This is a genomic window from Polaribacter sp., from assembly GCF_049276715.1.
Classification (GTDB): domain Bacteria; phylum Bacteroidota; class Bacteroidia; order Flavobacteriales; family Flavobacteriaceae; genus Polaribacter.
Window position 1 is genome coordinate 1 of record NZ_JBASWY010000008.1, and the last position, 23,938, is coordinate 23,938.

Genomic DNA, 23,938 nt, shown 5'->3' on the forward strand with positions numbered 1-23,938 from the left:
ATACATAATTCCACATTATAATAAAATAAACATAGAACATATTCTTAAATAGTTTTTTAAAATTTAAAAAAAAAAAAGCTCAAGAAAATTCTTGGGCTTTACTTTTTATAAAAAATAAACTCAAAAACTTACCTAATAAAGTGTTTCAAATGATAATCAAATAAGACAAATGCCCTATTTGATATCAATTAAAAAATGCTCATTTTTACCAAGAAAGTTTTGAGTAAAATGAAATTACAATCCATTTTAAAAATAGATTATCTATCACTGTTTTTTATGACAGTTTTTACAGCATTTTCAATAGTTAACAAAGAAATAAGCGTTTTTTATATCATTTATCTTTTTTGGTTTCATGAGTTTCTAAGAAATAGTATTAAAATCGGTTTTTATCTATTTAAAAAAGAAAAAATAGCATTTCCTGAAGTTTATTTAAAGACTATAAAAAGTAAATCATTCATTTTGTTTGTCTATTTTATTTTTATTTTCATCTTTTTTGGATTAATGTTAGATTGGGAAAATACTGATTTGATTATGATAAATTTTGAAGTATTAATGTTTAAAAACACATTATTCAACCTTACAACTGCTCTATTTCTAGCCAGAGAATTAATGTCTTATTATAATAATGAATTAGAGAAAAATTATAAAAACGTATTTTTATCAAATGGTGTTATAATTCTTCATATTTCTATCATCTTAGGAATGTTGATTTGGGGGTTTTTACCTAAAAGCATTTATGAAAACAACAGTTCTAATATTTTATCAGCAATTGTAATAGCACCTTTTTTAATATTGAAACTATTTTTTGAAATTGTAGGAATTAATCATCATTTAAAAAAATAAGAAAGTATTATAAATTCTTTTTAAAACTTCATTTACAAACTACTATTTTTGCACTTATGGAGAATGAAAAGCAAATTACCAAAAAGCTACAAAAAGCAGTAGCACAGGCCATTCAGCAATTTCAGATGATTGTAGAAGGTGATAAAATTATGGTATGTTTATCTGGTGGAAAAGACAGCTACACAATGCTAGAAATGTTGTTGTATTTTCAGAAAGTTGCCCCTATTTCATTTGAGATTATTGCTGTTAATTTAGATCAAAAGCAACCAGGATTTCCAGAAGAAGTTTTGCCAAATTATTTATCGAATTTAGAAATTAACTACAAAATTATAGAAAAAAATACCTATAAAGTTGTAATGGATAAAACTCCAGAAGGTAAAACTACATGCAGTTTATGTTCGCGTTTAAGAAGAGGAACTTTGTATGAAGCTGCTAAAGATTTAGGTTGTAATAAAATTGCTTTAGGCCATCATAAAAATGATATTTTAGAAACTTTTTTTCTAAACTTTTTCTTTTCTGGAAAATTAGAAACCATGCCTCCTAAATTTAAAAATGATGCTGGAGATTTAATCGTTTTAAGACCTCTCGCCTTTTGCAACGAAAGTGATATTGAGCTATTTTCTACTTATAAAAACTTTCCAATAATTCCTTGTAATTTATGTGGATCTCAAGAAAATTTACAACGTAAAAAAGTAAAAGAAATGATTGCTGATTGGGAAACTGAATTCCCAAATAGAAATGCGATTATGATGAATGCTTTGCAAAATGTTTTTCCCTCGCACTTATTAGATCATAATTTATATGATTTTAAGAATTTAGAAAGTAAAGTTCCTGAAGAAGCAATTCAAAATTAATAATTATAAAATCTATAAAACATAAAAAAGCCTATCAATATTTTGATAGGCTTTTCGATAAAAATTAACTAGTGTAATAAAATATATATTATAATACTCTTACGTTTACTGCGTTTAATCCTTTTCTTCCATCTTGTAAGTCGAATTCAACTTCATCGTTTTCACGAATTTCGTCAATTAATCCTGACACATGTACAAAATGTTCTTTGTTGTTTCCTTCTTCTGTGATAAATCCAAATCCTTTAGATTCATTGAAAAATTTTACGGTACCTTTATTCATTATAAAAATTTATTGTGTTGTTAAATTCATTCCTAACAACGTTTATTAAAGGAGCAAAGATAGTGCCAATTACAATACAAAGTTAAAAAAGATCAATTTTCTTTTAAAAAATAGTATTAAAGCTTATAAATAGTGGTTTTAACAGCGTTAAATTCGTTTACGATTTCTTCTAAAACGTCTTTAGCTGGTTTAATATCGTGAATAATTCCTGCAATTTGTCCTATTTCTAGCTCTCCATTCTCTAAATCACCTTCAAAAATTCCTTTTTTAGCTCTCGCTCTTCCCAACAATTTTATCAAATCGTCTTTAGATGGATTTTGTTGATACAAAGCTTGAACTTGTTCATAGAACTTATTCTTTACCAAACGCACAGGAGCTAATTCCTTTAAAGTTAAATGGGTATCACCATCTTTTACATCAACAATGGTATTTTTAAAATTGATGTGAGCAGAAGATTCTAAAGTTGCTGCAAATCTGCTTCCAATTTGTACACCATCTGCACCTAAAACCATAGCTGCCAACATTCCACGTCCAGAACCAATTCCTCCTGCAGCGATTACTGGTATTTTCACTTGTTCTTTAACCATAGGAATTAATGTAAAAGTTGTGGTTTCTTCACGTCCATTATGTCCTCCAGCTTCAAATCCTTCACAAACAACGGCATCAACTCCTGCATCTTCAGCTTTTAAAGCGAACTTAACAGAACTCACAACATGCACTACAGTTATTCCTTTTTCTTTTAAAAATAAGGTCCATGTTTTAGGATTTCCTGCAGAAGTAAAAACAATTTTCACTCCTTCTTCTATGATAATATCCATTATTTTTTCAATATCAGGATATAACATAGGCACATTTACACCAAAAGGTTTGTCTGTTGCTTTTTTACATTTTTGAATATGTTCTCTTAAAACTTCAGGATACATAGAACCTGCACCAATTAAACCTAAACCACCTGCATTAGAAACTGCTGAAGCTAATTTGAAACCAGAAACCCAAACCATTCCTCCTTGAATTATTGGATATTTGATATTAAAAAGTTGTTTGATTTTGTTTTGCATAAAATTGACTCTTGGATTATTGGATAATTAGAAATAAAAAAATATGATTACAAAACAAATCTAGACATCTAAAATCAAAAAATCTAGTTTAAGAAATTACTCCAGAACCTAATAGTTCTTCATCTTTATACCAAGCCACAAATTGCCCTTCCTGAATTGCAGATTGCTTACTTTCGAATTCTACATACAAACCGTTTTCAACCTTATGCAGAGTTGCACTTTGCAATGGTTGTCTGTATCGAATTCTAGCATCAACTTTTAAAATTTCTCCAGTTTTCAAACTTAAATCTTCACGAATCCAATGCATTTCTTCATTTGAGACAAACAACACATTTCTGTACAATCCTTGATGATTTTTACCTTCTCCAGTATAAATTACATTTTCATTTACATCTGTTTCTATTACATACAAGGCTTCTTTTGTGCCACCAACATTCAATCCTTTTCTTTGACCTTTTGTAAAATAATGTGCTCCTTGATGTTTTCCAACTTCTTTTCCATCTTCTTTATGGTAAGAAAACTTGGTTGAGAAATGTTGTAATTCAGCTTCCTTACTTTCAAATTTTGGAACTGACTTTGTATACTGCTCAAAATCAGCAGGAATATTTACAATAACTCCTTCTTTCGGTTGTAATTTTTGTTGTAAAAATTCTGGCAAACGCACTTTACCAATAAAACATAAACCCTGAGAATCTTTCTTTTCTGCAGTTATTAAATCTGCTTTTTTAGCAATTTCTCTTACTTCCGGTTTTGTCAATGTACCAATAGGAAATAATGCTTTTGCCAATTGTTCTTGTGATAATTGACATAAAAAATAAGATTGATCTTTATTATTGTCTTTACCTGCTAATAATTTGTATACAGGTTCACCATCAATAATTCCCTCTCCTTTTCTGCAATAATGACCAGTTGCAACATAATCTGCACCAAGCTTTAAAGCAATATCCATAAAAACATCAAACTTAATTTCTCTATTACAAAGTACATCTGGATTTGGCGTTCTTCCTTTGCTATATTCATCAAACATATAATCTACAATACGTTCTTTGTATTGTTCGCTTAAATCTACTACTTGAAAAGGAATTTCAAGTTTTTCTGCAACAATCATAGCATCATTAGAGTCTTCTAACCAAGGACATTCATTGGAAATTGTTACAGAATCATCGTGCCAATTTTTCATAAAAAGGCCAATTACGTCATATCCCTGTTCTTTTAACAAATGTGCTGTAACACTAGAATCTACACCTCCAGAAAGACCAACAACTACTCGTTTCATTTTTTATTTTTGAGGTTGCAAAGTTACACTTTTGATTATGATTTTTTAAATTGAAAGAATTGATGCAATCATTTAAGATATTGATGAATTCTGTTCAGAGTTAATTCTGTCTTTTCATCTTTAGATTTCAATAATAACTTTTCTCCTTCTATATTAAAATCATAAAAATTAAATTTTGGCGAATTGCTGTAATTTACCATTTCTAGTTGCTGTCTGCCTAAATGTGCTTTAAAAATTCCATATTTTTCTCCTAAAGGATAATTGTAAAGTGTGTATCCGTTTTCAAATCGTAAATGAAGCATGGCGTTTTTTGTTGGATTTAAGGAATCTGATACTTCTTTACCGTTAATTAAAATTGAATCAAATTTCCATAATCCAAATAATTTATTTGCTTCTAAAGTTGGTAAAGCATTTGTTTTTTCTAAACTAATTATTAGTTCTTGTTCTTCTTTTTTACCTTGTAAAGTCATTGAGTTTTCATTTATCAAAACCTTAAAAGAGTCTTCCAAATTCATAAATCCATTTAAACCATTATCATTTTTTACAGTTAACATTTCTGATTCATTTTGATATGACCAAGAACCAATAGAATGCTGCATCCAACCAGTTCCAGAAGCTTGTGTTGAATCTTTGTAAAAGTGAATCCAATTTGGACTTGGAGATAAATCTGTATTACCTATTGTTATTTTTTTAACCAACCACAAACCACTAATTTGGTTTTGAACTTCTGGTTTTATGTCATTTTTACAGGATGCTATAATTCCAAAAATTATAACCATTAAAAATATTCTATTTCTCATTCTTTATATACTCTTTACTTTTTTCAACTTCTTTTTTGTCAGCCACTTCTCCATCCAAATAATACTCCCACTTACCTACTCTTTTTCCATCTTTATAAGTACCAGATTCCTTTAAATTTCCATTCAATTCAAAGTATTTGGCAAGTCCATTTGGTTTATCATTTGAAAAAGTAACTTCTTCAATTAAAATACCATCACTGCTATATTTTTGGGAAACACCATGTTTTAAACCATTTTTATAAATGGATATTTCAGTTTCTTTTCCATTAGGATAGTAATTGATTAACTTACCTTCTAATTTATCTTCTTTGTAAAATTCTTCTGACATTATTTTTCCATCAGGAAAAAAATATTTCCATTCACCAACTCTTAATTTATTTATAAAGAAACCTTTTGTTTGGAGTTTTCCTTTTAAAGAAAAAAAAGAAACAGCTACAGTGTCATTTTTGTCAGAAAAAGTTTTGATAATTGTCGGATTTCCTGAATCAGAAATATCGTAAAATTTAAAAACACCTATTTCTTTTCCGTTTTTAAATTCACCTTCATAACGAATTTTATCATTTGGATAATATTTTTTCCAAATACCAGTTCGTTTTTTATTGGCATCAAATTGATTGATTTTCTGAGCATTAAATTCTAGACCTGAAAAAAAACAACTAAAAAACAATAAAACAAAACAAACTCTTTTTATATTTAACATGGCAAAGATTTTATAGTAAATATACATTAATCTTCTAAAATGAGTATAGAATTTTTAACAGAACAGCTCCAATTAGTAGAAAATGCTAAAAGAGAAAACCGACAAAGAGTTGCAAATATTGTGCTGGAAAATAAGAATTTATTTAAATATTTGGTTGCAATAACTTTTAAAGTAGATGATAAAATATCCATAAAAGCAGCTTGGATTTTAGAATGGATTTGTACACATCATCATTTAGAATGGATTTTACCTCATTTAGATGAGTTTTCTACTAGAATATCAACCTTAAAATTCGATAGTTCAATTAGACCTTGTGCGAAAATTTGCGAACATTTAGCAACAGCTTACTACTCTAAAACAGAAAATGATGTTCAAAAAACACTTACAGAAAATTATATCAAACTCATTGTAGAAGCTGGTTTTGATTGGTTAATTACTCCTCAAAAAATTGCAGTTAGGGCTTACACAATGAACACTTTATATCTATTTGGATTGGAGCAAGATTGGATTCATCCAGAATTAAAACATCTTATAGAAACCAAAATTATACACGAAAGCAAAGGTTGCAAAGCTCGTGGAAAACATGTTCTTTTATTGATAGAAAAACATCAAAAAACTCGTTTATAACTCTATTGAAATCCGTATTTTTGCATTTAATAACAGAACAAAATGAACCTGACACAATTAAATGCCATTTCTCCAATTGATGGGCGTTATCGAAATAAAATCTCAAAACTTGCAAATTATTTTTCTGAAGAGGCTCTAATAAAGTACAGAGTTCGTGTAGAAATAGAATATTTTATTGCTTTATGCGAAATTCCTTTGCCACAATTAACCGATTTTAATCCGGATTTATTTGAAGATTTGCGTAAAATTTATATTGATTTTACTACTGAAGACGCTCAAAAAATAAAAGATATTGAGAAAATTACCAATCATGATGTAAAAGCAGTTGAGTATTTTATCAAAGAAAAATTCGACAAGCTAAACTTGACTAGTTACAAAGAATTTATCCATTTTGGTTTGACTTCTCAAGACATTAATAACACAGCAATTCCTTTGTCTATTCAAGAAGCAATGAATGAAGTTTTTGTCCCTCATTATTTTGAAGTTTTAGAAAAATTAAAAGCCTTGGTTATTGAATGGAAAGACATTTCTATGTTGGCAAGAACGCATGGTCAGCCAGCTTCTCCAACAAGATTAGGTAAAGAAATTAATGTTTTTGTAGTTCGTTTGCAAGAGCAATTTAATTTATTAAATGATATACCAAGTGCTGCTAAATTTGGTGGTGCAACAGGTAATTTTAATGCACACAAAGTTGCTTATCCAAACATTAAATGGAAAAAATTTGGAACAAAATTTGTTCAAAAAAAACTAGGTTTACACCATTCTTTTCCAACCACGCAAATAGAACATTATGATCATTTAGCTGCCTTGTTCGATACTTTAAAACGCATCAATAACATACTGATAGATTTAGACAGAGATTTCTGGACCTATGTTTCTATGGATTATTTTAAACAAAAAATAAAAGCTGGTGAAGTGGGTAGTTCTGCAATGCCACATAAAGTAAATCCTATCGATTTTGAAAATTCTGAAGGAAATTTAGGAATTGCAAACGCTATTTTCGAACACCTTTCTGCTAAATTACCAATTTCTAGATTGCAACGTGATTTAACTGATAGCACAGTTTTACGAAATGTTGGTGTTCCTTTTGGGCATACCATTATTGGTTTTACATCTACCTTAAAAGGATTGAATAAATTATTGTTGAACAAGCAGAAATTCGAGGAAGATTTAGAAAATAATTGGGCTGTTGTTGCAGAAGCTATCCAGACAATTTTAAGACGTGAAGCCTATCCAAACCCTTATGAAGCTTTAAAAGGATTAACAAGAACCAATGCTAAAATTAATCAAAAATCAATTGCCGATTTTATTGATACGTTAGAAATTTCATCAGAAATTAAAGAAGAATTAAAGGCGATTACACCAAGTAATTATACAGGGATTTAAAATGAAGAAAGCTAAAAATTGTTGTAAGTTGGAAGCAAGAAGTTGGAAGTTTAGCAACTTTAGATTGACTTTGGTCTTCGTTCTTCTACCTTTATTCTTTCTTCTTTCTTCCTGTAATTCAGAACTTAAAGACAATTCAGACAGATTTAAAGAAGGTGTTTTCGAAATTCCTGCAGGTAAGGATTTTGTAAAGGAAACGATTATAAGAAAAGACAGTTTTCAGATTAGTAAATATGGAAATCATATTGATACTTTATCGATAAAATGGAAAAATAATTTTTTCTATACGTTAAAATATATCAACCCAAAAAACGATTTACAACAAGAACCCATGTTTATTCAAATTAATAAAATTCATGCAGATTCTTACGATTTTACCGTAAAAATCGGCTTTTCTGAGTACGCAAAAAAAGGTACTATTTATAAAATAAAATAAAATGGAAATTTTTTTACACCTAGAAACATGGGTTTCTTTAGTAACATTAACGTTTCTAGAAATTGTTTTAGGAATAGATAATATTATATTTATATCAATAACTGCTAATAAACTGCCAAAAAATCAAGTTCGAAAAGCAACTTTAATTGGATTGGCTATGGCAATGATTACCAGAATTTTATTGTTGTTTAGTATTACTTTACTAATTGCTTTAAAAAATCCTTTTTTTACGCTAGATATTGGGTGGTTTAAAACCTCAATTACAGGTCAAAGCATTATTTTATTTTTAGGTGGTTTGTTTTTATTGTACAAAAGCACAAAAGAAATTCGACATAAAGTTTCTTCTAAAGAGCACGAAAAAAAAATAAAAACGCCCAAAATTATATCATTAAAAAATGTAATTACACAAATTATATTAATAGATATTGTATTCTCTTTCGATAGTATTTTAACGGCTGTTGGAATGACAAATGGTGTAAATGGTGCATTAACAATTATGGTAATTGCTGTAATAATTTCTATTATAATTATGATGGTTTTCGCAAAGCCTATTAGCGATTTTGTAAATAACAACCCAACAATTCAAATGCTAGCTTTGGCTTTTTTAATATTAATTGGGTTTATGTTAATTACAGAAGGTGCACATTTATCTCATACAGAATTTTTTAACAATTCTGTTGGTGTTATTCCTAAAGGATATTTGTATTTTGCGATCGCTTTTTCATTAGGTGTGGAAATGTTGAATTTAAGAATTAAAAAACGCGAATAATATCAAAACGTTTAAAAAACATATAGGTATTTTTTTAATGGTAATATTTTTATTACCAGTTGCCATTAATTCCATTCACGATTTTTTAAATCACGAACACGCTATTTGTGCCTCTAAAATAGAGCATCATATTCACCAAAAAGACATTGATTGTAACTTACATCTTATAAAGCAAAGTGCTCCTTTTTTAGTAAGTAATAATGTTGAAATGCCTACAAATACTATCATTATTACAAATGATAGTTTACAATATAGTTTCTTAAAAAATCATTATCAATTATCTTTTTCTTTGAGAGGACCGCCTCTTTTTTATATTCAAGCCTAAAATTATTTTTTTGAATATAAAAAACTAAAATGCAGAAACTGTTTTTATTTTTTGTGCTATTGTGTTGTATTTTTACAAACACATTTTCACAAGATTGCAATCTTACTTTTAAAGGTAAAGTTATAGATTTTCATGACAAAACACCAATCATTGGTGCATCTATTGGCATCTTAAATTTAAAAACTTTTACTACCTCAAATTTTGATGGTAAATTTGAAATTAAAAATTTGTGCAAAGGTCAGCTCATTTTAGAAATTAAGCATATTTCTTGCGAAACCAAACAACTTACAATTGACCTTGATCGTAACATATTCAAAGAAATATTTTTAGAACATCATTTAGAAGAGTTAAATGAAGTGGTTGTAAAAACCAATACAAAAGAAGCTCAAACAAGTATAGAAAAATCGATTAAAAAAGATGTGATTTCTCAATACAGTGATAAATCTTTGGGAGATGCTTTAAACACAATTAGTGGTGTATCATCTTTAAACACTGGAAATTCTATTGTAAAACCAATGATTCATGGTTTGCACAGCAGCAGACTTTTAATTATAAATAACAATGTAAGAATGTTCGACCAAGAATGGGGAGATGAACATGCACCAAATATTGATATAAATTCTAGCAGTAGAATTGATGTGATAAAAGGTGCAAATACTTTGCAATATGGAAGTGATGCTATAGGAGGATTAATTTTATTAAAACCAGAAAAATACACAGTTAAAGACAGTTTGTTTGGTAGTTCTTTAGTTTCATTAAATTCTAATGGTTTGGGAGGAAATGTGAATTCTGAAATTGTTAAAACATATAAGTCAGGCTATTATACCAAAATTCAAATGAACTATAGACGATTTGGCGATTTTAATTCGCCCAATTACAACCTTACCAACAGTGGTATAAATAGTCTAAATGGTTCTGTTCAGTTTGGTTACAATAGTTTTGAAAAAGGTTTTGATGCCTTTTATAGCTACGTAAATAACGAATTTGGAATTTTAAAATCTTCTCATATTGGAAATGTGAATGACTTGGTGAATGCTATAAACAGCCAGCAACCAAGAATTATTGAAGATTTTTCTTACACTATTGATGTTCCAAAACAGTCGATTGTTCATCATTTAGCAAAAATTGAAGCCTATAAACGCTACAAAGGTTTTGGGAAATTAACGCTGCAATACGATTTTCAAATCAACAGACGAAAAGAATTCGATTTACGAAGAGGCGATTTAAAAAACACGCCAGTTATTGATTTGAGATTATTTACCACAAGTCTTCAACCTAACTTGCAAATTGATTATTTTGATGATTTAAAAATAAATACAGGTTTGCTAGTTCGCTATCAACAGAATAATGCTGTTGCTGGCACAGGTTCAAGCCCTTTAATTCCAGATTTTGAGAAATTTGATGTAGGTGCATATGTTGTTGGAAATTATACTTTGAATAAAACTACTGAGTTAAGTGCTGGATTTCGTTATGATTTTACAGATGTAAACGCTAGAAAGGAATACAATATAACAGATTGGAATGAAACGTATAATTATGATGAATTGTTTCCAGAATTTGAAAGTGGTCCAGTAGATGGGACAGATATTCCTACAAATCCAAGATTTACATATAATAATATATCTGCAAGTTTGGGATTGTCTAAGAAATTCGAAAATGACCTGCAATTATTAGTAAATTATGGTTTAGCATCAAGAGTACCTAATCCATCTGAATTATTTAGTGATGGATTACATCATAGTGCAGCAAGAATTGAAACAGGTTTGTTAACAATGGGCAAAGAAATAGCAAACAAATTTGTATTGTCTTTAGAAAAAAATAACAGCGATTTCGGATTTTCAATTAGTCCTTATTACAAACGCATCAATGGGTTTATTCAATTGATACCAACTGGAATTACCACTACAATTCGAGGTGCTTTTCCTGTTTGGGAATACAATCAAATTAATGCACAAATTTTTGGAGTTGATATAGATATCAATAAAAAAATTAGTAATAATCTGAATTATACTGGAAGTTTGAGTTTGCTACAAGGAGATAACTTAACAGATGATATTCCTTTAATTCATATGCCAGCCACTAATTTTAGTAATCGATTATCTTATGTAAATGAAAACTTAAATCAACTAACAATTAGTGTAACGAATAAAACCATATTACAACAAAACAGATTTCCAGATTACAACTTTTTTACATTTAATGCCACACAACAACAAGATATTTTTGTAAATATTAGCTCTACACCTCCTACTTATTCTTTATTTGGGTTGCAAACATCAGCTATTTTTGACTTATTTGGTAAAGAAGATTTACAATTAGAATTTAACATAGAAAACATGTTCAATGTTGCTTACAGAGAGCATTTAAACAGATTAAGATATTTTAGTGATGATTTAGGAAGAAACTATAACCTAAAAATTAAAATAAATTATTAAACAAAAATTATAAAAATTTAAAACACAATGAAAACTATAAAATTATTATCAGTATTATTTATTACAACCTTAACCTTCACAGCTTGTTCTGAAGATGATGATCATAATCATGGAAGTGAAGAAGAATTAATTACAACAGTAAGATATACTTTAACCAATGGTAATAACATTGTTACTTTAACTTTTAGCGATCCTGATGGTGAAGGAGGTAATGCTGGAACTTACACTGTTTCTGGTACCCTTTCAGCAAATACAACTTATTCAGGTAGTATACAATTATTAAATGAAACAACATCACCAGCAGAAGATATTACTGAAGAAGTGAAAGCAGAAGCAGATGAACATGAATTTTTCTATACTTCAAATGTTGCTGGCTTAACAATTACTAAGACTGATACAGATAGTAATAATAATCCTTTAGGAGTAACAACTTCTTTAACTACTAGTGCTGCAGGTGCAGGAACCTTTACAATTATTTTAAAACACGAACCTACAAAGCCAAATAATGGGACATCTGCAGGTGCTGGAGGAAGTACTGATGTTGAAGTAACTTTTAACATTACAATCCAATAAATATTATTTATTTTTACGAGGCAAAAAGCAGCTGAAATTTTTAGCTGCTTTTTTATTTTTATCAATTCATTAATTCTTAATATCTTTAAAATATTTTGATTCCAAACCACATATATGCCTGAAGAAATCATTTTAAATGAAATAATTATAGGTTACAGAAATCTGATTGAAAATAGATATCAATATTCTATTTTAAAGAAAAAATACAATTTTCCAGATACTATTAATGAAACTATCGTTAATGATTTAAAAAATTATTTCTTAGAATTTGTATATCCTGATGTAGCCAAAAGAGCTGAACTGAATACCGCTTTTAGCACTTTAGATAATTTTATAAAGCAACCTGAAAAACTATTAAATTTAGTCTTAGAATCTTTTCAATTAATTTTTTCTCATGGAAGACATTTGCCCAAAATATTTAGTGCTGGTTTAAAAGCAATGAAATCTTTTAGAGGAGCCACAAAATTTGAAAATGCTTTGGTAAATGAGGCAATTCAAAACAAGAGTGCACCTCCTTTTACAGAATCAAAAATAAATTCATTAATAAAAAACCTGCCTTATACTGAAATTGAAGAATTTATGAAAAACACAGAAGTTTTTTTTAACATTATTTATGATAAAGAATTGGTAGAAAAAATTAAAGAAATTATTTCTTTTCTGATATTAAAAATGCAAAATAAACCCAAGTTATTTACTCAAAAAGAAATCAAAGGTTTAAAATTGGCTTTAGAAACCATTTCTAAAGGTGAAGAAGTTTTAAATAAATTAGTAAAAAAGGATCAAGAAATTTTAATATCTATTGTTCTACAAATAGAAAAAGATCATTTAAATAAAATATTCTTAAAATAATTTACTGTACATATTTTGTTTTCTTTAAAGTGCTTAAAATAATAAAAGAAGCTAAAAAGAAAATGGCCAAACATAATACAGACCATTGCATAGAATCTGTAATTGCATATAATAAACCGTAAACGAGGGTTCCTAAAACAATGGCTATTTTTTCTGTAACATCGTAAAAACTAAAATACGTTGCATGGTCTTGGGTTACTGGAAGTAATTTTGAATAGGTAGAACGTGTTAAAGATTGGATTGCACCTTGAACAAAACCTAATAAAATTCCTAAACCATAGAAGTAAAAATCTACATTTTCTTGATTTTTATCTAATAAAAAAGCTGCAAAACAAACCAACATCCATATACAAATAGTAACTTTTAAAGCCTTAATATTTCCCCATTTTTCTGACAATCTCGAAAACACAAATGCACCTGCAATAGCCACTATTTGTACTAATAAAATAGTTATAATTAAGTTCATTGTTGGCAAACCTAGTTCACTAGAACCAAAAATTGCAGCCATTAAAATAATGGTTTGCACACCTATACTTAATAAGAAAAACGATATTAAAAAGCGCTTTAAAGTTGGGTAATTCATTACCTCTTTTGCAACAACTTTCAGTTCTTTAAACCCTCTCCATATATAATCTTCTTTAGGTTTTTTATTATACATATCATTAGGCAATCGCTTAAAAGTTATTTGCGCAAAACCTATCCACCAAGCACCCACTAAAACAAAAGAAATTCTTGATGCCATTGCAGATGTAATTCCAAATAAATCTGGCATTTGAATCATTACTAAATTGATTATCAATAGAATTATAGAACCTGAATAACCATAAATAAACCCTTTTGCACTAGCTCTATCTTGTTGTTCTGGATGTGCAACTTCTGGTAAATAAGCATTGTAAAAAACCAAACTTGCCCAAAAACCAATACTTGCTAAAATGGTAAAAATAATACCTATCCAAACAGTGTCTATGCCATCAAAGAAGTACAAACTTGCTACAGACAGTCCTCCTAACGTGCAGAAAAATTTCATAAACTTTTTCTTACTTCCTGTGTAATCTGCAATTCCAGACAAAATAGGAGAAATAAAAGCAACCACTAAAAACGAAAAAGACAGAGCATAACTATACAAACTATCAGGATGACTCCATTCTATTCCTAAGAAAAAAACAGTTTTACCATCTGTAACAGCACTGTAATACAAAGGGAAAACTGCTGTACTAATTACTAAAGAGTATACAGAATTAGCCCAATCATAAAAAGCCCATCCATTTATTAATTTTTTATCTCCAATTTTAAGCATATAAAAGTGTTTCTGTAAATATAATCTATGTATTAATTACCGCTAAAAAAAAATGGCATTTTTTAAAATATAATTTTCAAAAAAAAACCGCCCAAATAGTTTTGGACGGCTGTAAGATATGAATTCTAATTATTTTGCTCTTTATTTAACAACTCCATTCGCATTATACTGTTCTGCATATTTTTTCGCAGTTGGTAAATAAGCTCTTAAATCTGCAATTCTAGATTCGTTGGTTGGGTGCGTGCTTAAAATTTCTGGTCCTTGGCCTCCACTTCCAGCTCTTTCGCTCATTCTTACCCAAACTTCTGCAGCTTCATTTCCATCATAACCTGCCATAATCATAAAAACCAAACCTAGCCTGTCTGCTTCTTGCTCATGTACTCTACTGAATTTTAACATACCTAAACCAGAACCAACACCAAATGCTGTATTCCAAATTTGTTGCGTTTTTGGATCTTTATTAGAAGTCCCTAATGCAACTGCTAAACCACCTAATTGTTGTAATTGTCCTTGAGACATTCTTTCTTGACCATGTTTTGCAAAAGCATGTGCAACCTCATGGCCCATTACTGCTGCAACACCATTTTCATTTGCACAAATTGGCATAATACCTGTATAAAAAACTACTTTCCCACCTGGCATGCACCAAGCATTTACAGTTTTGTCTTCTATTAAATTAAATTCCCATTTATAAGAATTTGCCTCTTCAACCATATTATTAGCTCTCATAAAACGATCTACAGCAGCAGAAATATTTTTTCCAACATTTTTAATTTGGTTGGTCATTTCTCTATTGGTAGATAATTTATTTTCTTCTAAAAAACTACTATATTGTGCAAAGCTTGCAGGTAAAACTTGGGCGTCATTTACAAAATTTACACGACTTCTTCCTGTTATTGGCACAGTACTGCATTCAACAAATAAAAACACTGTAAGTACTAAAATTACTATTTTTTTCATTTTTTGTATTTTTTGATAATTTGAGTGCAATTTATTAATTAAATAACTAATATTTGTGCATAATTAGTTCTTAAAGCAATTATTGTAGATATTATGCATGCTTTCTTCGACAAAGAAAAACTTCCTTCTAGTTTACAAATACCCAAATTTGTTAAAATTGGATTTCAATTTATTTATTTAATATCTTCTAGAGTTACAATTATTATTGCTGCAAAATTATTTACTACTCCTATTAAATTTAAAACTCCTAATAGAGAATTAGCGATGGAAAATTCATCGCAAAAGAAAACATTGCATATTCCAACCCTAAAAAAAGACATACATATTTTATCTTACGGTTTTTCTGATAAAAAAGTATTGTTCACACATGGTTGGGCAGGAAGAAGTACTCAACTTTTTATGATTGCAAATAGGCTTTTAGAAAAAGGATTTATGGTAATTTCTTTTGATGCTCCTTCTCATGGAAAATCGACTGGAAAAACAACTAATTTAAAAGAATATATAGAAGCGATTGATTTTATCAATCAAAACTTAGGGCCCTTTGATGCAGCTATAGGTCATTCTTTTGGGTCTATGGCTATTATGAATATTCAATCTCAAAAACCAATCTTTAAATCTTTAGTTACTGTCGGTTCTGGTGATAAAGTTTCAAATATTTTATTAAATTTTGCAAATAATTTAGGTTTAAATGATAAATTTGGATTTAAATTAATTCAGTTTTTGGAAAAAAAATGGATGATGAAAATCGATGAATATGCCACTCATAAAGCTGCTGAAAATGTTAAAGTTCCAGTTTTAGTAATTCATGATGTATTGGATGGTGATGTAAATGTAAGTTGTGCTATAAATATTCGTCAAAGCTTAAAGAAAGGAAAACTTTTTATCACTCATGGTTTGGGGCACACCAAAATTCTTCGTGATAAAAATATTACAAACAAAATAGTCGATTTTATAAAAGAAAATACATGAAAAAAATAGCAAGTTTATTCGTTTTAGTTTTAATGATAAGTTGTGTTGGCAATGCTCAAAATTCATCCAAAGAAAAGAAAACCTATAAAGTAGAAAAAACCGAGTCTGAATGGAAAAAATTACTTTCTCCATCTGCATTTTATGTTTTAATAGAAGCTGGTACAGAAAGACCTTTTACAAGTCCGTTAAACAAAAATTACGAAAAAGGTACTTTTGTTTGTGCAGCCTGTAAAACACCTTTATACAAATCTGAACACAAGTTCGATTCTGGCACAGGTTGGCCTTCATTTGATAGAGCTATAGACGAAAATGTGGAATTAGATGTAGATTACAAAATTGGGTATGCAAGAACGGAATTAAAATGCAATACTTGTGGGGGCCATTTAGGGCATTCTTTTGATGATGGACCTAAAGATACCACAGGAAAACGTCATTGTATTAATGGAGTTGCCTTAGAGTTTATTGCAAAAAAATAAAATTTAAATAGTATCTTTAAAATCAATTTATTTGTTTTTAAAGATGAAAAAAATAAAATTTCCAAGCGCGCAAACAGTTTTATTAATCATTGCTGCATTTGTTGCTCTTTTAACTTGGTTTATTCCATCAGGACAATATGATAGGTTAAGCTATAATGCTGATGAAAATACCTTTGTAAAAACTTCATCAGAATTAACTGAAACTTTAGAAGCATCACAAAAAACTTTAAATGATTTAGGAGTGAAAATTCCATTAGAAAAATTTACTTCTGGTGCAATTTACAAACCAATTAGTATTCCTGGAACCTACAAAGAATTAGAATCTAGACCACAAGGTTTTGTAGAATTCATACAAGCACCCTTAAAAGGAATTATTGCTGTCGCAGATATTATTATTTTAGTTTTATTTATTGGTGGCTTGGTTGCTATTGTAAATTTTACTGGTGCTTTCGAAGCTGGAATAAATAGACTTTCAGCAGTTTTAAAAGGCAAAGAATATATTTTAATTATAGCTGTTACTTCTTTAATTGCCTTAGGTGGAACTACATTTGGCTTGGCAGAAGAAACCATAGCCTTCTACCCTATTTTAATTCCTATTTTTTTAGCTGCTAAATATGATGCAATTGTTGTTTTAGCGTGTATTTTTATTGGTAGCCAATTGGGTTGTATGATATCTACTATAAATCCTTTTAGTACAATTATAGCCTCTAACGCTGCTGGAATTAATTGGACTACTGGTTTCTTAAGTAGAGTAATCTTTTTCTTTATTGGACTTTTGGCTTGTATATTATATATATTAAGATATGCTCGAAAAGTAAAAAATGACGCTTCAAAATCAATTATTTTTGATCAAAAAGAAGCAATTGAAAAAATGTTTGCTTTTCAAAAATCATCAAAAGAAATCGATTTTAACCTACGTTTAAAATTGGTTCTAATAATTTTTACACTTTGTTTTATTGTAATGGTTTATGGTGTAAGTAATTTAGATTGGTGGTTTTTAGAAATGACTGGAGTTTTCTTTGTAGGCGCGCTTGTAATTGGTTTTTTATGCAGGATTAATGAAACCGTTTTTGTAAATACTTTTATGAAAGGGGCAAGTGATTTATTGGGTGTAGCTTTTATTATTGGGCTTGCAAGAGGTGTTACTGTACTTATGGAAAATGGTTTAATAAGCGATACTTTGTTATTTTATGCCAGTTCATTTACAGAAGGAATGCCTAAAGGAATATTTATAAACGTAATGCTTTTTATTTATAGTGGTTTAACATTTTTTATACCATCATCATCTGGAATGGCAGTTTTAACAATGCCAATTCTCTCTCCACTTGCAGATACTGTCTCTTTGGGTAGAGAACATATTGTAAATGCTTATTTGTTTGGAAATGGGCTATTTAATTTCATTAATCCTACAGGATTAATTTTAGCAGCATTAGCAATGATAAAAGTTGGTTATAACAAATGGTTAAAATTTGTAATTCCTTTGATTTTAATCTTAACATTATTATCCATGATTTTCTTAACAATTACAGTTTACTTTTAATTTAAATATAAATTTTCTTACATTTAAACCTATAATTTTATTTTTATGGACAAAGTTGATATAGCAGATTTATTAGAAGCAAAACATTTAGAACTTTTCGATTGGTTACATAAACAACCTATAGAAAATTGGGAAAAAGGACCTGAAAATAAATGGTCTACAAGCCAACATATTATGCATTTAGTAAATAGTTTACAACTATTAAATAATGCTTTAAGTTACCCTCGTTTTTTTTTAAAATATAAATTCGGAGTTTGTAACAGAGCTCCAAGAGATTATGAAACTGTTGCAAAAAACTATCAACAAAAGTTGATTGAAAATCAAGATAGAGCAAGAACATTTAATCAAAATTTAAAAAAACCTACTTTAAAGGAAAGAGATCGTTTGTTGACAAGGTTTTTAATTCAACAAAAAAAACTACAATACAAGACAAAAAAAATTAGCGAGAAAAATTTAGATACTTTAGTAATTCCTCATCCTTTAATGGGTAAAATGACAGTGAGAGAAATTATTATGTGGACAGCGCATCATACAGAACATCATACAAATACTTTGAAAAAGTTTTATGCTTAAAAAAGTTATTTTAAAACCTCATTTATTTTTCTTTGGGTTATCAATAATCGCCTTTTTATTTTCGTTTTTTGTAAATGAAAATGCATTCGATATAAATGTATTTGGATTATCCTTTCCTATTTCATTTGCAAATCTTTCTTTAGTTTCTGGAGTATTTTTTATATTAATTAGTATCAATTATTTTTCCTTGCATTGGACTGAAAAATTGCCTAAACCAGCATTAACCATAACCCATATAATTTTACAAATCATTGCTTTACTATTTCTATTAACTAACGAAAATTGGAATTGGATTGGAGATAATTCATCAGAGAATTTAATCATTGCAAATGACAATTCTCAAATGGTCATTGTCATATCAATTTTGGTATTTCTATTATCAATTTTCATCCATTTCATAAACTTCTTTACGAGCTTACTTTTAAAGCAAGAATAGTCTTTTTAATTTTTTATAAGCGAACTGTTATATTTATATTTGTGTTTTTAAAAAAATACAAATTATGTTTAATAATTTAAGCGATAAATTAGATAAAGCCTTGCATACCTTAAAAGGTCATGGGCAAATTACAGAAATAAATGTTGCAGAAACTTTAAAAGAAGTTAGAAGAGCACTTTTAGATGCCGATGTTAACTTTAAAATTGCAAAAGATTTTACCAAAAAAGTACAAACTGAAGCTTTAGGCCAGAATGTATTAACTACCCTAAATCCAGGGCAGTTAATGGTTAAATTGGTTAAAGACGAACTAACCAAATTAATGGGTGGTGAGACAGTAGGTGTTAATTTAGGAGGCTCGCCTACCGTAATTTTAATGTCTGGTTTACAAGGTTCTGGTAAAACCACTTTTTCTGGAAAATTAGCTAATTATCTAAAAACAAAAAAGTCTAAACAAGTTCTTTTAGTAGGTTGTGATGTTTACAGACCAGCCGCAATTAATCAATTACAAGTTGTTGGAGAACAAATAGGAGTTGAAGTATATGCAGAGGTTGAGAATAAAAACCCTGTAGAAATTTCTCAAAATGCTATAAAATACGCAAAAGCAAATGGGAAAAATGTTGTAATTATTGATACTGCAGGACGTTTGGCTGTCGATAAAGAAATGATGGCAGAAATTTCTAATATCCACAAAACTGTAAATCCGCAAGAAACACTATTTGTAGTAGATTCTATGACTGGGCAAGATGCTGTAAATACAGCAAAAGCTTTTAACGATATTCTAAATTTTGATGGTGTTGTACTTACTAAATTAGATGGAGACACCAGAGGTGGTGCTGCATTATCTATAAAATCTGTAGTTAATAAACCAATTAAATTTATTGGTACAGGCGAAAAAATGGATGCTATTGATGTTTTTCATCCAGACAGGATGGCTGACAGGATTTTGGGAATGGGAGATGTTATCTCTTTGGTAGAACGTGCTCAAGATCAATATGATGAGGAAGAAGCCAGAAAACTACAGAAGAAAATTGCTAAAAATCAGTTTGGTTTTGATGACTTTTTAAATCAAATTCAGCAAATCAAAAAAATGGGAAGCATGAAAGATTTGGTAGGTATGATTCCTGGAGCTGGAAAAGCAATGAAAGATGTAGATATAGATGATGATGCTTTTAAAGGAATTGAAGCAATTATTCATTCGATGACACCAACAGAAAGAAGCGAGCCTTCGAGTATTGATTCTAGCAGAAAAAAGAGAATTGCAAAAGGATCTGGAACAACGATTCAAGAAGTAAATCAGTTGATGAAACAGTTCAATCAAATGAGTAAAATGATGAAAATGATGCAAGGTGGAGGAAGTAAAAAAATGATGCAAATGATGAAGGGAATGAAATAAGGCTGTATGCAAAATTAAAATATTTTAACATTTATTATTTCGAAATGAGCTTTTAAAGCGATTGAGAAATCTCATCTTAGAACCTTGAAACCTTGAAACCTTGAAACTTAATTAACCAATGACACTTTTAGACGGAAAAAAAACAGCAGCAGACATCAAAGAAGAAATAGCTTTTGAGGTAATTGATCTTAAAAATAAAGGTCATAAAACACCACATTTAGCTGCCATTATTGTTGGTGACAATGGAGCAAGTATTACGTATGTAAATGCAAAAGTAAAAGCTTGTGAAAGAGTAGGTTTTGAATCTACCTTAATTAGACTTTCTGATAAAATTTCTGAAGAAGATTTACTAAATGAAATCGCCATTTTAAATATTGATAAAGATATTGATGGTTTTATTGTGCAATTACCTTTACCAGATCATATAGATGAACAAAAAGTAATCATGGCTGTTGATCCAGATAAAGATGTTGATGGTTTTCACCCAACAAATGTGGGTAAAATGGCTTTAAATTTACCAACTTTTATCTCTGCAACTCCTTTTGGAATTTTAGAATTGTTAGATAGATATAATGTAGAAACTTCTGGTAAACATGTTGTAGTTCTTGGTAGAAGCCATATTGTTGGCAGTCCAATGAGTATTCTTTTATCACAAAAAAGAAAAGTTGGAAACGCTACAGTAACCATATGTCATAGCAGAACAAAAAACCTAAAAGAGATTACTTTACAAGCAGATATTATTATTGCTGCTATTGGTATTCCAGAGTTTTTGAAAGCAGATATGGTTAAAGATAATGTTACCGTAATTGATGTTGGTATTACCAGAATTGCAGATTCTAGCAAAAGAAGTGGTTTTAGATTAATTGGTGATGTTGCTTTTGATGAAGTTGCAGAAAAATCTGAATTTATTACTCCTGTTCCTGGTGGAGTTGGACCAATGACCATAGCAATGCTGTTAAAAAATACACTGCTAGCATGCAAAAGGAAGAACATCGAAAAATAAAATGAACTATAAAAAAAGTACAAGCTCCATATCAGAATTTTTTCAAATTATTATAGGCATCATTCTGACAAGTTTAGGGCTGAAAGCTTTTTTATTACCTAACGGATTTTTAGATGGTGGTGTAACAGGAATTGCTCTTTTAGTAAAAACTCAAGTAGATATAAACATGTCTTACTTGCTCATCCTTTTTAGTATTCCTTTTTTAATTCTAGGCTATTTTACAGTTTCTAAAAGAATTGTTGTAAAATCTATCTTAAGTATTTTAGGAGTTGCACTTTTTATTCATTTCGAGAATTTTCAAACAATTACAAACGATAAATTATTAATTTCAATTTTTGGAGGATTATTAGTTGGTTCTGGTATTGGAATTGCCATTAGAAATGGTTCTGTTTTAGATGGATCTGAAATTTTAGGAATTTATTTAAATGATAAATTAGGCATTAGTATTGGTAAAATAGTAATGGGTTTTAATATTATATTGTTTGGTATTACAGCATTTGCAGTTTCTATGGAAGTAGCTCTTTACTCTATACTTACATACATTGTGGCTGCAAAAGTAACAGATACAGTAATCGAAGGCTTTGAGGATTTTATTGGGGTAACTATTGTTTCTAAAAAATACGACTTAATTAAAATTGCAATTCTAGAAGAGCTAGGAACAGGCTTAACCGTTTACAAAGGCACTTCTGGTTTTGGTAGCAGAGGAGAAGCTGAAGATTTTGACATCATACATTCCATTGTAAATAGAATCGATATTAAAAAAATGTACAAAATTATAAATGATATTGATAAAAACGCATTTATAGTTGAATTCGATGTAAATAGTGTAAAAGGTGGAGTATTAAGACATTACATCAACAAAAAGAAAAATAAAAACTTAGAAATTTTAAAAGCTTCTGTTCAGAAAAATTTAGAAAAATAATTATAAGACCTCTTTTTTAAAATAACTTGGATAAACTTCAATTTTATAAAAATAATCACTTATATAATTAAGAAAACTATTCTTCTTCCCTGTTTACTAAATCCATAGAAAAAGCAGGTAAACAAATTGCAATATATTCGCATTCTACATCAAAAGGATTTGAATATTGCACTCGAACATTTTTTTCTATTTTTATAGATTGCCCTGCTTCTAAAACAATGGTTTCATTATCAATTATAAATTGTTTTTTACCACGAATTATATAGGTATATTCTTCAAATTCTGGAGTTTGAAAAGGTTCGCTCCATTTTGGAGGTGCAATCATGTGTGCAATACTTATTTGTTTATTTCTGTCTGTAGCATTTCCAAAATGTTCTTCAATTAATTTACCATCTGAAGTTGGCACTATAAATGGTGCTTTTTGAAGGGTGTATTTTTTCTTCATAATAATTGGTTTTGCGTAAGCGATTGAAACCTTTCGACTTCGCTCAAGATAAATTCTACCCTTTTGCGAAGAATGAATGAAAGATATAATTGAAAGCGTGATTTTTACCTTTTAAAAAAAAAGGCGAAAACATGCCTAATTAAACCAAACTACAAACGATTTCATTTTTGCCAAATCTGGTATTTGCTCTAAAGCTACTTTCTGAGTACTAAAATCTTTTAAACCCAATTCTTCTTTATCGATGGCAATTGTTGCGTTTAAATTATCTATAAACAAGGTTGCTGATGAAAAAGTTGACTCTACTCTGTTGATGTTATTATTGGCGTTTATTTCTAAAAAACTAGAATTTAAGTTGATACCTGATTCTGTTGTAAATCTTGAATCGTGTATTTCTATGCTTTTAATAGTCGACGAAGAATCGAGTTGCTCTTTTGGCACAATCGTTAAAAGATGCTTCCCTCCTTTTTCAAAAATCAAAAATTTGTCATCATCTTGAAAGTAATCGTTACCTAAAGCGCCTTCACTTAAATTTTTTACAATAGAGTCGTTTTCGAAAATTTTATGAAGCTGACTTATTGTTGTAGAGGCATTTACATGCCCGACTTTTCCTTTTTCTATTTTAAATTTATCGTCATTTCCACAACTTATCATTAAAAAAGTTGCTAAAATTAAAAGTACTAGAGGTGTGTTTTTTTGATTCATTTTATTAGTTT

27 protein-coding genes are annotated in these 23,938 nt (G+C 29.2%); 18 read left to right on the top strand and 9 right to left on the bottom strand.

Going from position 1 to position 23,938, the window contains the following annotated elements:
* Nucleotides 1–195 precede the first annotated feature (195 nt).
* Together WAO74_RS01590 and ttcA are read left to right on the top strand one after the other, a co-directional pair.
* Nucleotides 196–843, top strand: coding sequence for a hypothetical protein (locus tag WAO74_RS01590; RefSeq protein ID WP_422159117.1), 648 nt, complete (start codon nt 196–198; stop codon nt 841–843).
* Between the two features lie 56 nt (nt 844–899).
* The gene (gene ttcA / locus WAO74_RS01595) at nt 900–1,697 is read left to right on the top strand and encodes a tRNA 2-thiocytidine(32) synthetase TtcA (RefSeq protein WP_422159118.1); all 798 of its coding nucleotides are present in this window, start codon (nt 900–902) and stop codon (nt 1,695–1,697) included.
* 88 nt (nt 1,698–1,785) lie between these two features.
* Here ttcA and WAO74_RS01600 read toward each other — a convergent pair whose 3' ends face one another.
* From WAO74_RS01600 to WAO74_RS01620, 5 genes are all read right to left on the bottom strand, one after another.
* Nucleotides 1,786–1,977 (bottom strand): cold-shock protein, encoded by a 192-nt coding sequence (locus tag WAO74_RS01600; protein ID WP_091892668.1) that lies wholly within the window; start codon nt 1,975–1,977, stop codon nt 1,786–1,788.
* Between the two features lie 116 nt (nt 1,978–2,093).
* Complete coding sequence (locus tag WAO74_RS01605; RefSeq protein ID WP_422159120.1) at nt 2,094–3,035, bottom strand: NAD(P)H-dependent flavin oxidoreductase; 942 nt, start codon at nt 3,033–3,035, stop codon at nt 2,094–2,096.
* An 88-nt stretch (nt 3,036–3,123) separates the two neighbouring features.
* Nucleotides 3,124–4,311, bottom strand: coding sequence for a tRNA 2-thiouridine(34) synthase MnmA (gene mnmA, locus WAO74_RS01610; RefSeq protein WP_422159121.1), 1,188 nt, complete (start codon nt 4,309–4,311; stop codon nt 3,124–3,126).
* A 68-nt stretch (nt 4,312–4,379) separates the two neighbouring features.
* A complete protein-coding gene (locus WAO74_RS01615; RefSeq protein WP_422159123.1) occupies nt 4,380–5,111 on the bottom strand; it encodes a hypothetical protein in 732 nt (243 codons plus the stop codon).
* Entirely contained in the window at nt 5,101–5,811 is a 711-nt protein-coding gene (locus WAO74_RS01620; protein WP_422159125.1) for a toxin-antitoxin system YwqK family antitoxin, read from the bottom strand. The genes WAO74_RS01615 and WAO74_RS01620 overlap by 11 nt, the downstream gene beginning before the upstream one ends.
* Nucleotides 5,812–5,850: 39 nt before the next feature.
* Between WAO74_RS01620 and WAO74_RS01625 the strand changes: the two genes are divergently transcribed.
* From WAO74_RS01625 to WAO74_RS01660, 8 genes are all read left to right on the top strand, one after another.
* Nucleotides 5,851–6,438 carry an adenylosuccinate lyase gene (locus tag WAO74_RS01625; protein WP_422159127.1) on the top strand — a complete coding sequence of 196 codons (588 nt, stop codon included), beginning with the start codon at nt 5,851–5,853 and terminating at the stop codon, nt 6,436–6,438.
* Nucleotides 6,439–6,480: 42 nt separating this feature from the next.
* Nucleotides 6,481–7,824, top strand: a complete 1,344-nt coding sequence (gene purB / locus WAO74_RS01630) for an adenylosuccinate lyase (RefSeq protein ID WP_422159128.1) — start codon at nt 6,481–6,483, stop codon at nt 7,822–7,824.
* Nucleotide 7,825: 1 nt separating this feature from the next.
* Nucleotides 7,826–8,260, top strand: a complete 435-nt coding sequence (locus tag WAO74_RS01635) for a hypothetical protein (protein WP_422159130.1) — start codon at nt 7,826–7,828, stop codon at nt 8,258–8,260.
* 1 nt (nt 8,261) lies between these two features.
* Entirely contained in the window at nt 8,262–9,029 is a 768-nt protein-coding gene (locus tag WAO74_RS01640; protein ID WP_422159132.1) for a TerC family protein, read from the top strand.
* 37 nt (nt 9,030–9,066) lie between these two features.
* Complete coding sequence (locus WAO74_RS01645) at nt 9,067–9,354, top strand: hypothetical protein (protein WP_422159134.1); 288 nt, start codon at nt 9,067–9,069, stop codon at nt 9,352–9,354.
* A 29-nt stretch (nt 9,355–9,383) separates the two neighbouring features.
* Nucleotides 9,384–11,789, top strand: coding sequence for a TonB-dependent receptor (locus WAO74_RS01650; protein WP_422159136.1), 2,406 nt, complete (start codon nt 9,384–9,386; stop codon nt 11,787–11,789).
* A gap of 27 nt (nt 11,790–11,816) precedes the next feature.
* Entirely contained in the window at nt 11,817–12,362 is a 546-nt protein-coding gene (locus tag WAO74_RS01655) for a type 1 periplasmic binding fold superfamily protein (protein WP_422159138.1), read from the top strand.
* 114 nt (nt 12,363–12,476) lie between these two features.
* Complete coding sequence (locus WAO74_RS01660; protein ID WP_422159140.1) at nt 12,477–13,211, top strand: hypothetical protein; 735 nt, start codon at nt 12,477–12,479, stop codon at nt 13,209–13,211.
* Nucleotide 13,212: 1 nt separating this feature from the next.
* On the opposite strand, the gene WAO74_RS01665 is transcribed toward WAO74_RS01660, so the two are convergent.
* Both WAO74_RS01665 and WAO74_RS01670 read right to left on the bottom strand, forming a co-directional pair.
* A complete protein-coding gene (locus WAO74_RS01665) occupies nt 13,213–14,508 on the bottom strand; it encodes an MFS transporter (RefSeq protein WP_422159141.1) in 1,296 nt (431 codons plus the stop codon).
* A 141-nt stretch (nt 14,509–14,649) separates the two neighbouring features.
* A complete protein-coding gene (locus WAO74_RS01670) occupies nt 14,650–15,468 on the bottom strand; it encodes a M48 family metallopeptidase (protein ID WP_422159143.1) in 819 nt (272 codons plus the stop codon).
* Nucleotides 15,469–15,561: 93 nt separating this feature from the next.
* On the opposite strand from WAO74_RS01670, the gene WAO74_RS01675 reads away from it, so the two are divergent.
* From WAO74_RS01675 to WAO74_RS01710, 8 genes are all read left to right on the top strand, one after another.
* Complete coding sequence (locus WAO74_RS01675) at nt 15,562–16,437, top strand: alpha/beta hydrolase family protein (RefSeq protein ID WP_422159144.1); 876 nt, start codon at nt 15,562–15,564, stop codon at nt 16,435–16,437.
* A complete protein-coding gene (msrB, locus tag WAO74_RS01680) occupies nt 16,434–16,913 on the top strand; it encodes a peptide-methionine (R)-S-oxide reductase MsrB (RefSeq protein WP_422159145.1) in 480 nt (159 codons plus the stop codon). The genes WAO74_RS01675 and msrB overlap by 4 nt, the downstream gene beginning before the upstream one ends.
* A 43-nt stretch (nt 16,914–16,956) precedes the next feature.
* On the top strand, nt 16,957–18,453 hold the full coding sequence (locus tag WAO74_RS01685; protein WP_422159146.1) for a YfcC family protein: 1,497 nt from the start codon (nt 16,957–16,959) through the stop codon (nt 18,451–18,453).
* Between the two features lie 45 nt (nt 18,454–18,498).
* Nucleotides 18,499–19,026, top strand: coding sequence for a DinB family protein (locus tag WAO74_RS01690; RefSeq protein ID WP_422159147.1), 528 nt, complete (start codon nt 18,499–18,501; stop codon nt 19,024–19,026).
* Nucleotides 19,019–19,462: a hypothetical protein gene (locus WAO74_RS01695; protein ID WP_422159149.1), complete on the top strand. Its 444-nt coding sequence runs from the start codon at nt 19,019–19,021 to the stop codon at nt 19,460–19,462. Before WAO74_RS01690 ends, WAO74_RS01695 begins: the two co-directional genes overlap by 8 nt.
* A 64-nt stretch (nt 19,463–19,526) precedes the next feature.
* Nucleotides 19,527–20,855: a signal recognition particle protein gene (gene ffh, locus WAO74_RS01700; RefSeq protein WP_422159151.1), complete on the top strand. Its 1,329-nt coding sequence runs from the start codon at nt 19,527–19,529 to the stop codon at nt 20,853–20,855.
* Nucleotides 20,856–20,973: 118 nt separating this feature from the next.
* Nucleotides 20,974–21,858: a bifunctional methylenetetrahydrofolate dehydrogenase/methenyltetrahydrofolate cyclohydrolase FolD gene (gene folD / locus WAO74_RS01705; RefSeq protein ID WP_422159153.1), complete on the top strand. Its 885-nt coding sequence runs from the start codon at nt 20,974–20,976 to the stop codon at nt 21,856–21,858.
* Between the two features lies 1 nt (nt 21,859).
* Nucleotides 21,860–22,780 carry a YitT family protein gene (locus WAO74_RS01710; RefSeq protein ID WP_422159155.1) on the top strand — a complete coding sequence of 307 codons (921 nt, stop codon included), beginning with the start codon at nt 21,860–21,862 and terminating at the stop codon, nt 22,778–22,780.
* Between the two features lie 76 nt (nt 22,781–22,856).
* Here WAO74_RS01710 and WAO74_RS01715 read toward each other — a convergent pair whose 3' ends face one another.
* Complete coding sequence (locus WAO74_RS01715) at nt 22,857–23,225, bottom strand: cupin domain-containing protein (RefSeq protein WP_422159157.1); 369 nt, start codon at nt 23,223–23,225, stop codon at nt 22,857–22,859.
* Between the two features lie 135 nt (nt 23,226–23,360).
* Nucleotides 23,361–23,927, bottom strand: coding sequence for a hypothetical protein (locus tag WAO74_RS01720; protein WP_422159159.1), 567 nt, complete (start codon nt 23,925–23,927; stop codon nt 23,361–23,363).
* Between the last annotated feature and the right edge of the window lie 11 nt (nt 23,928–23,938).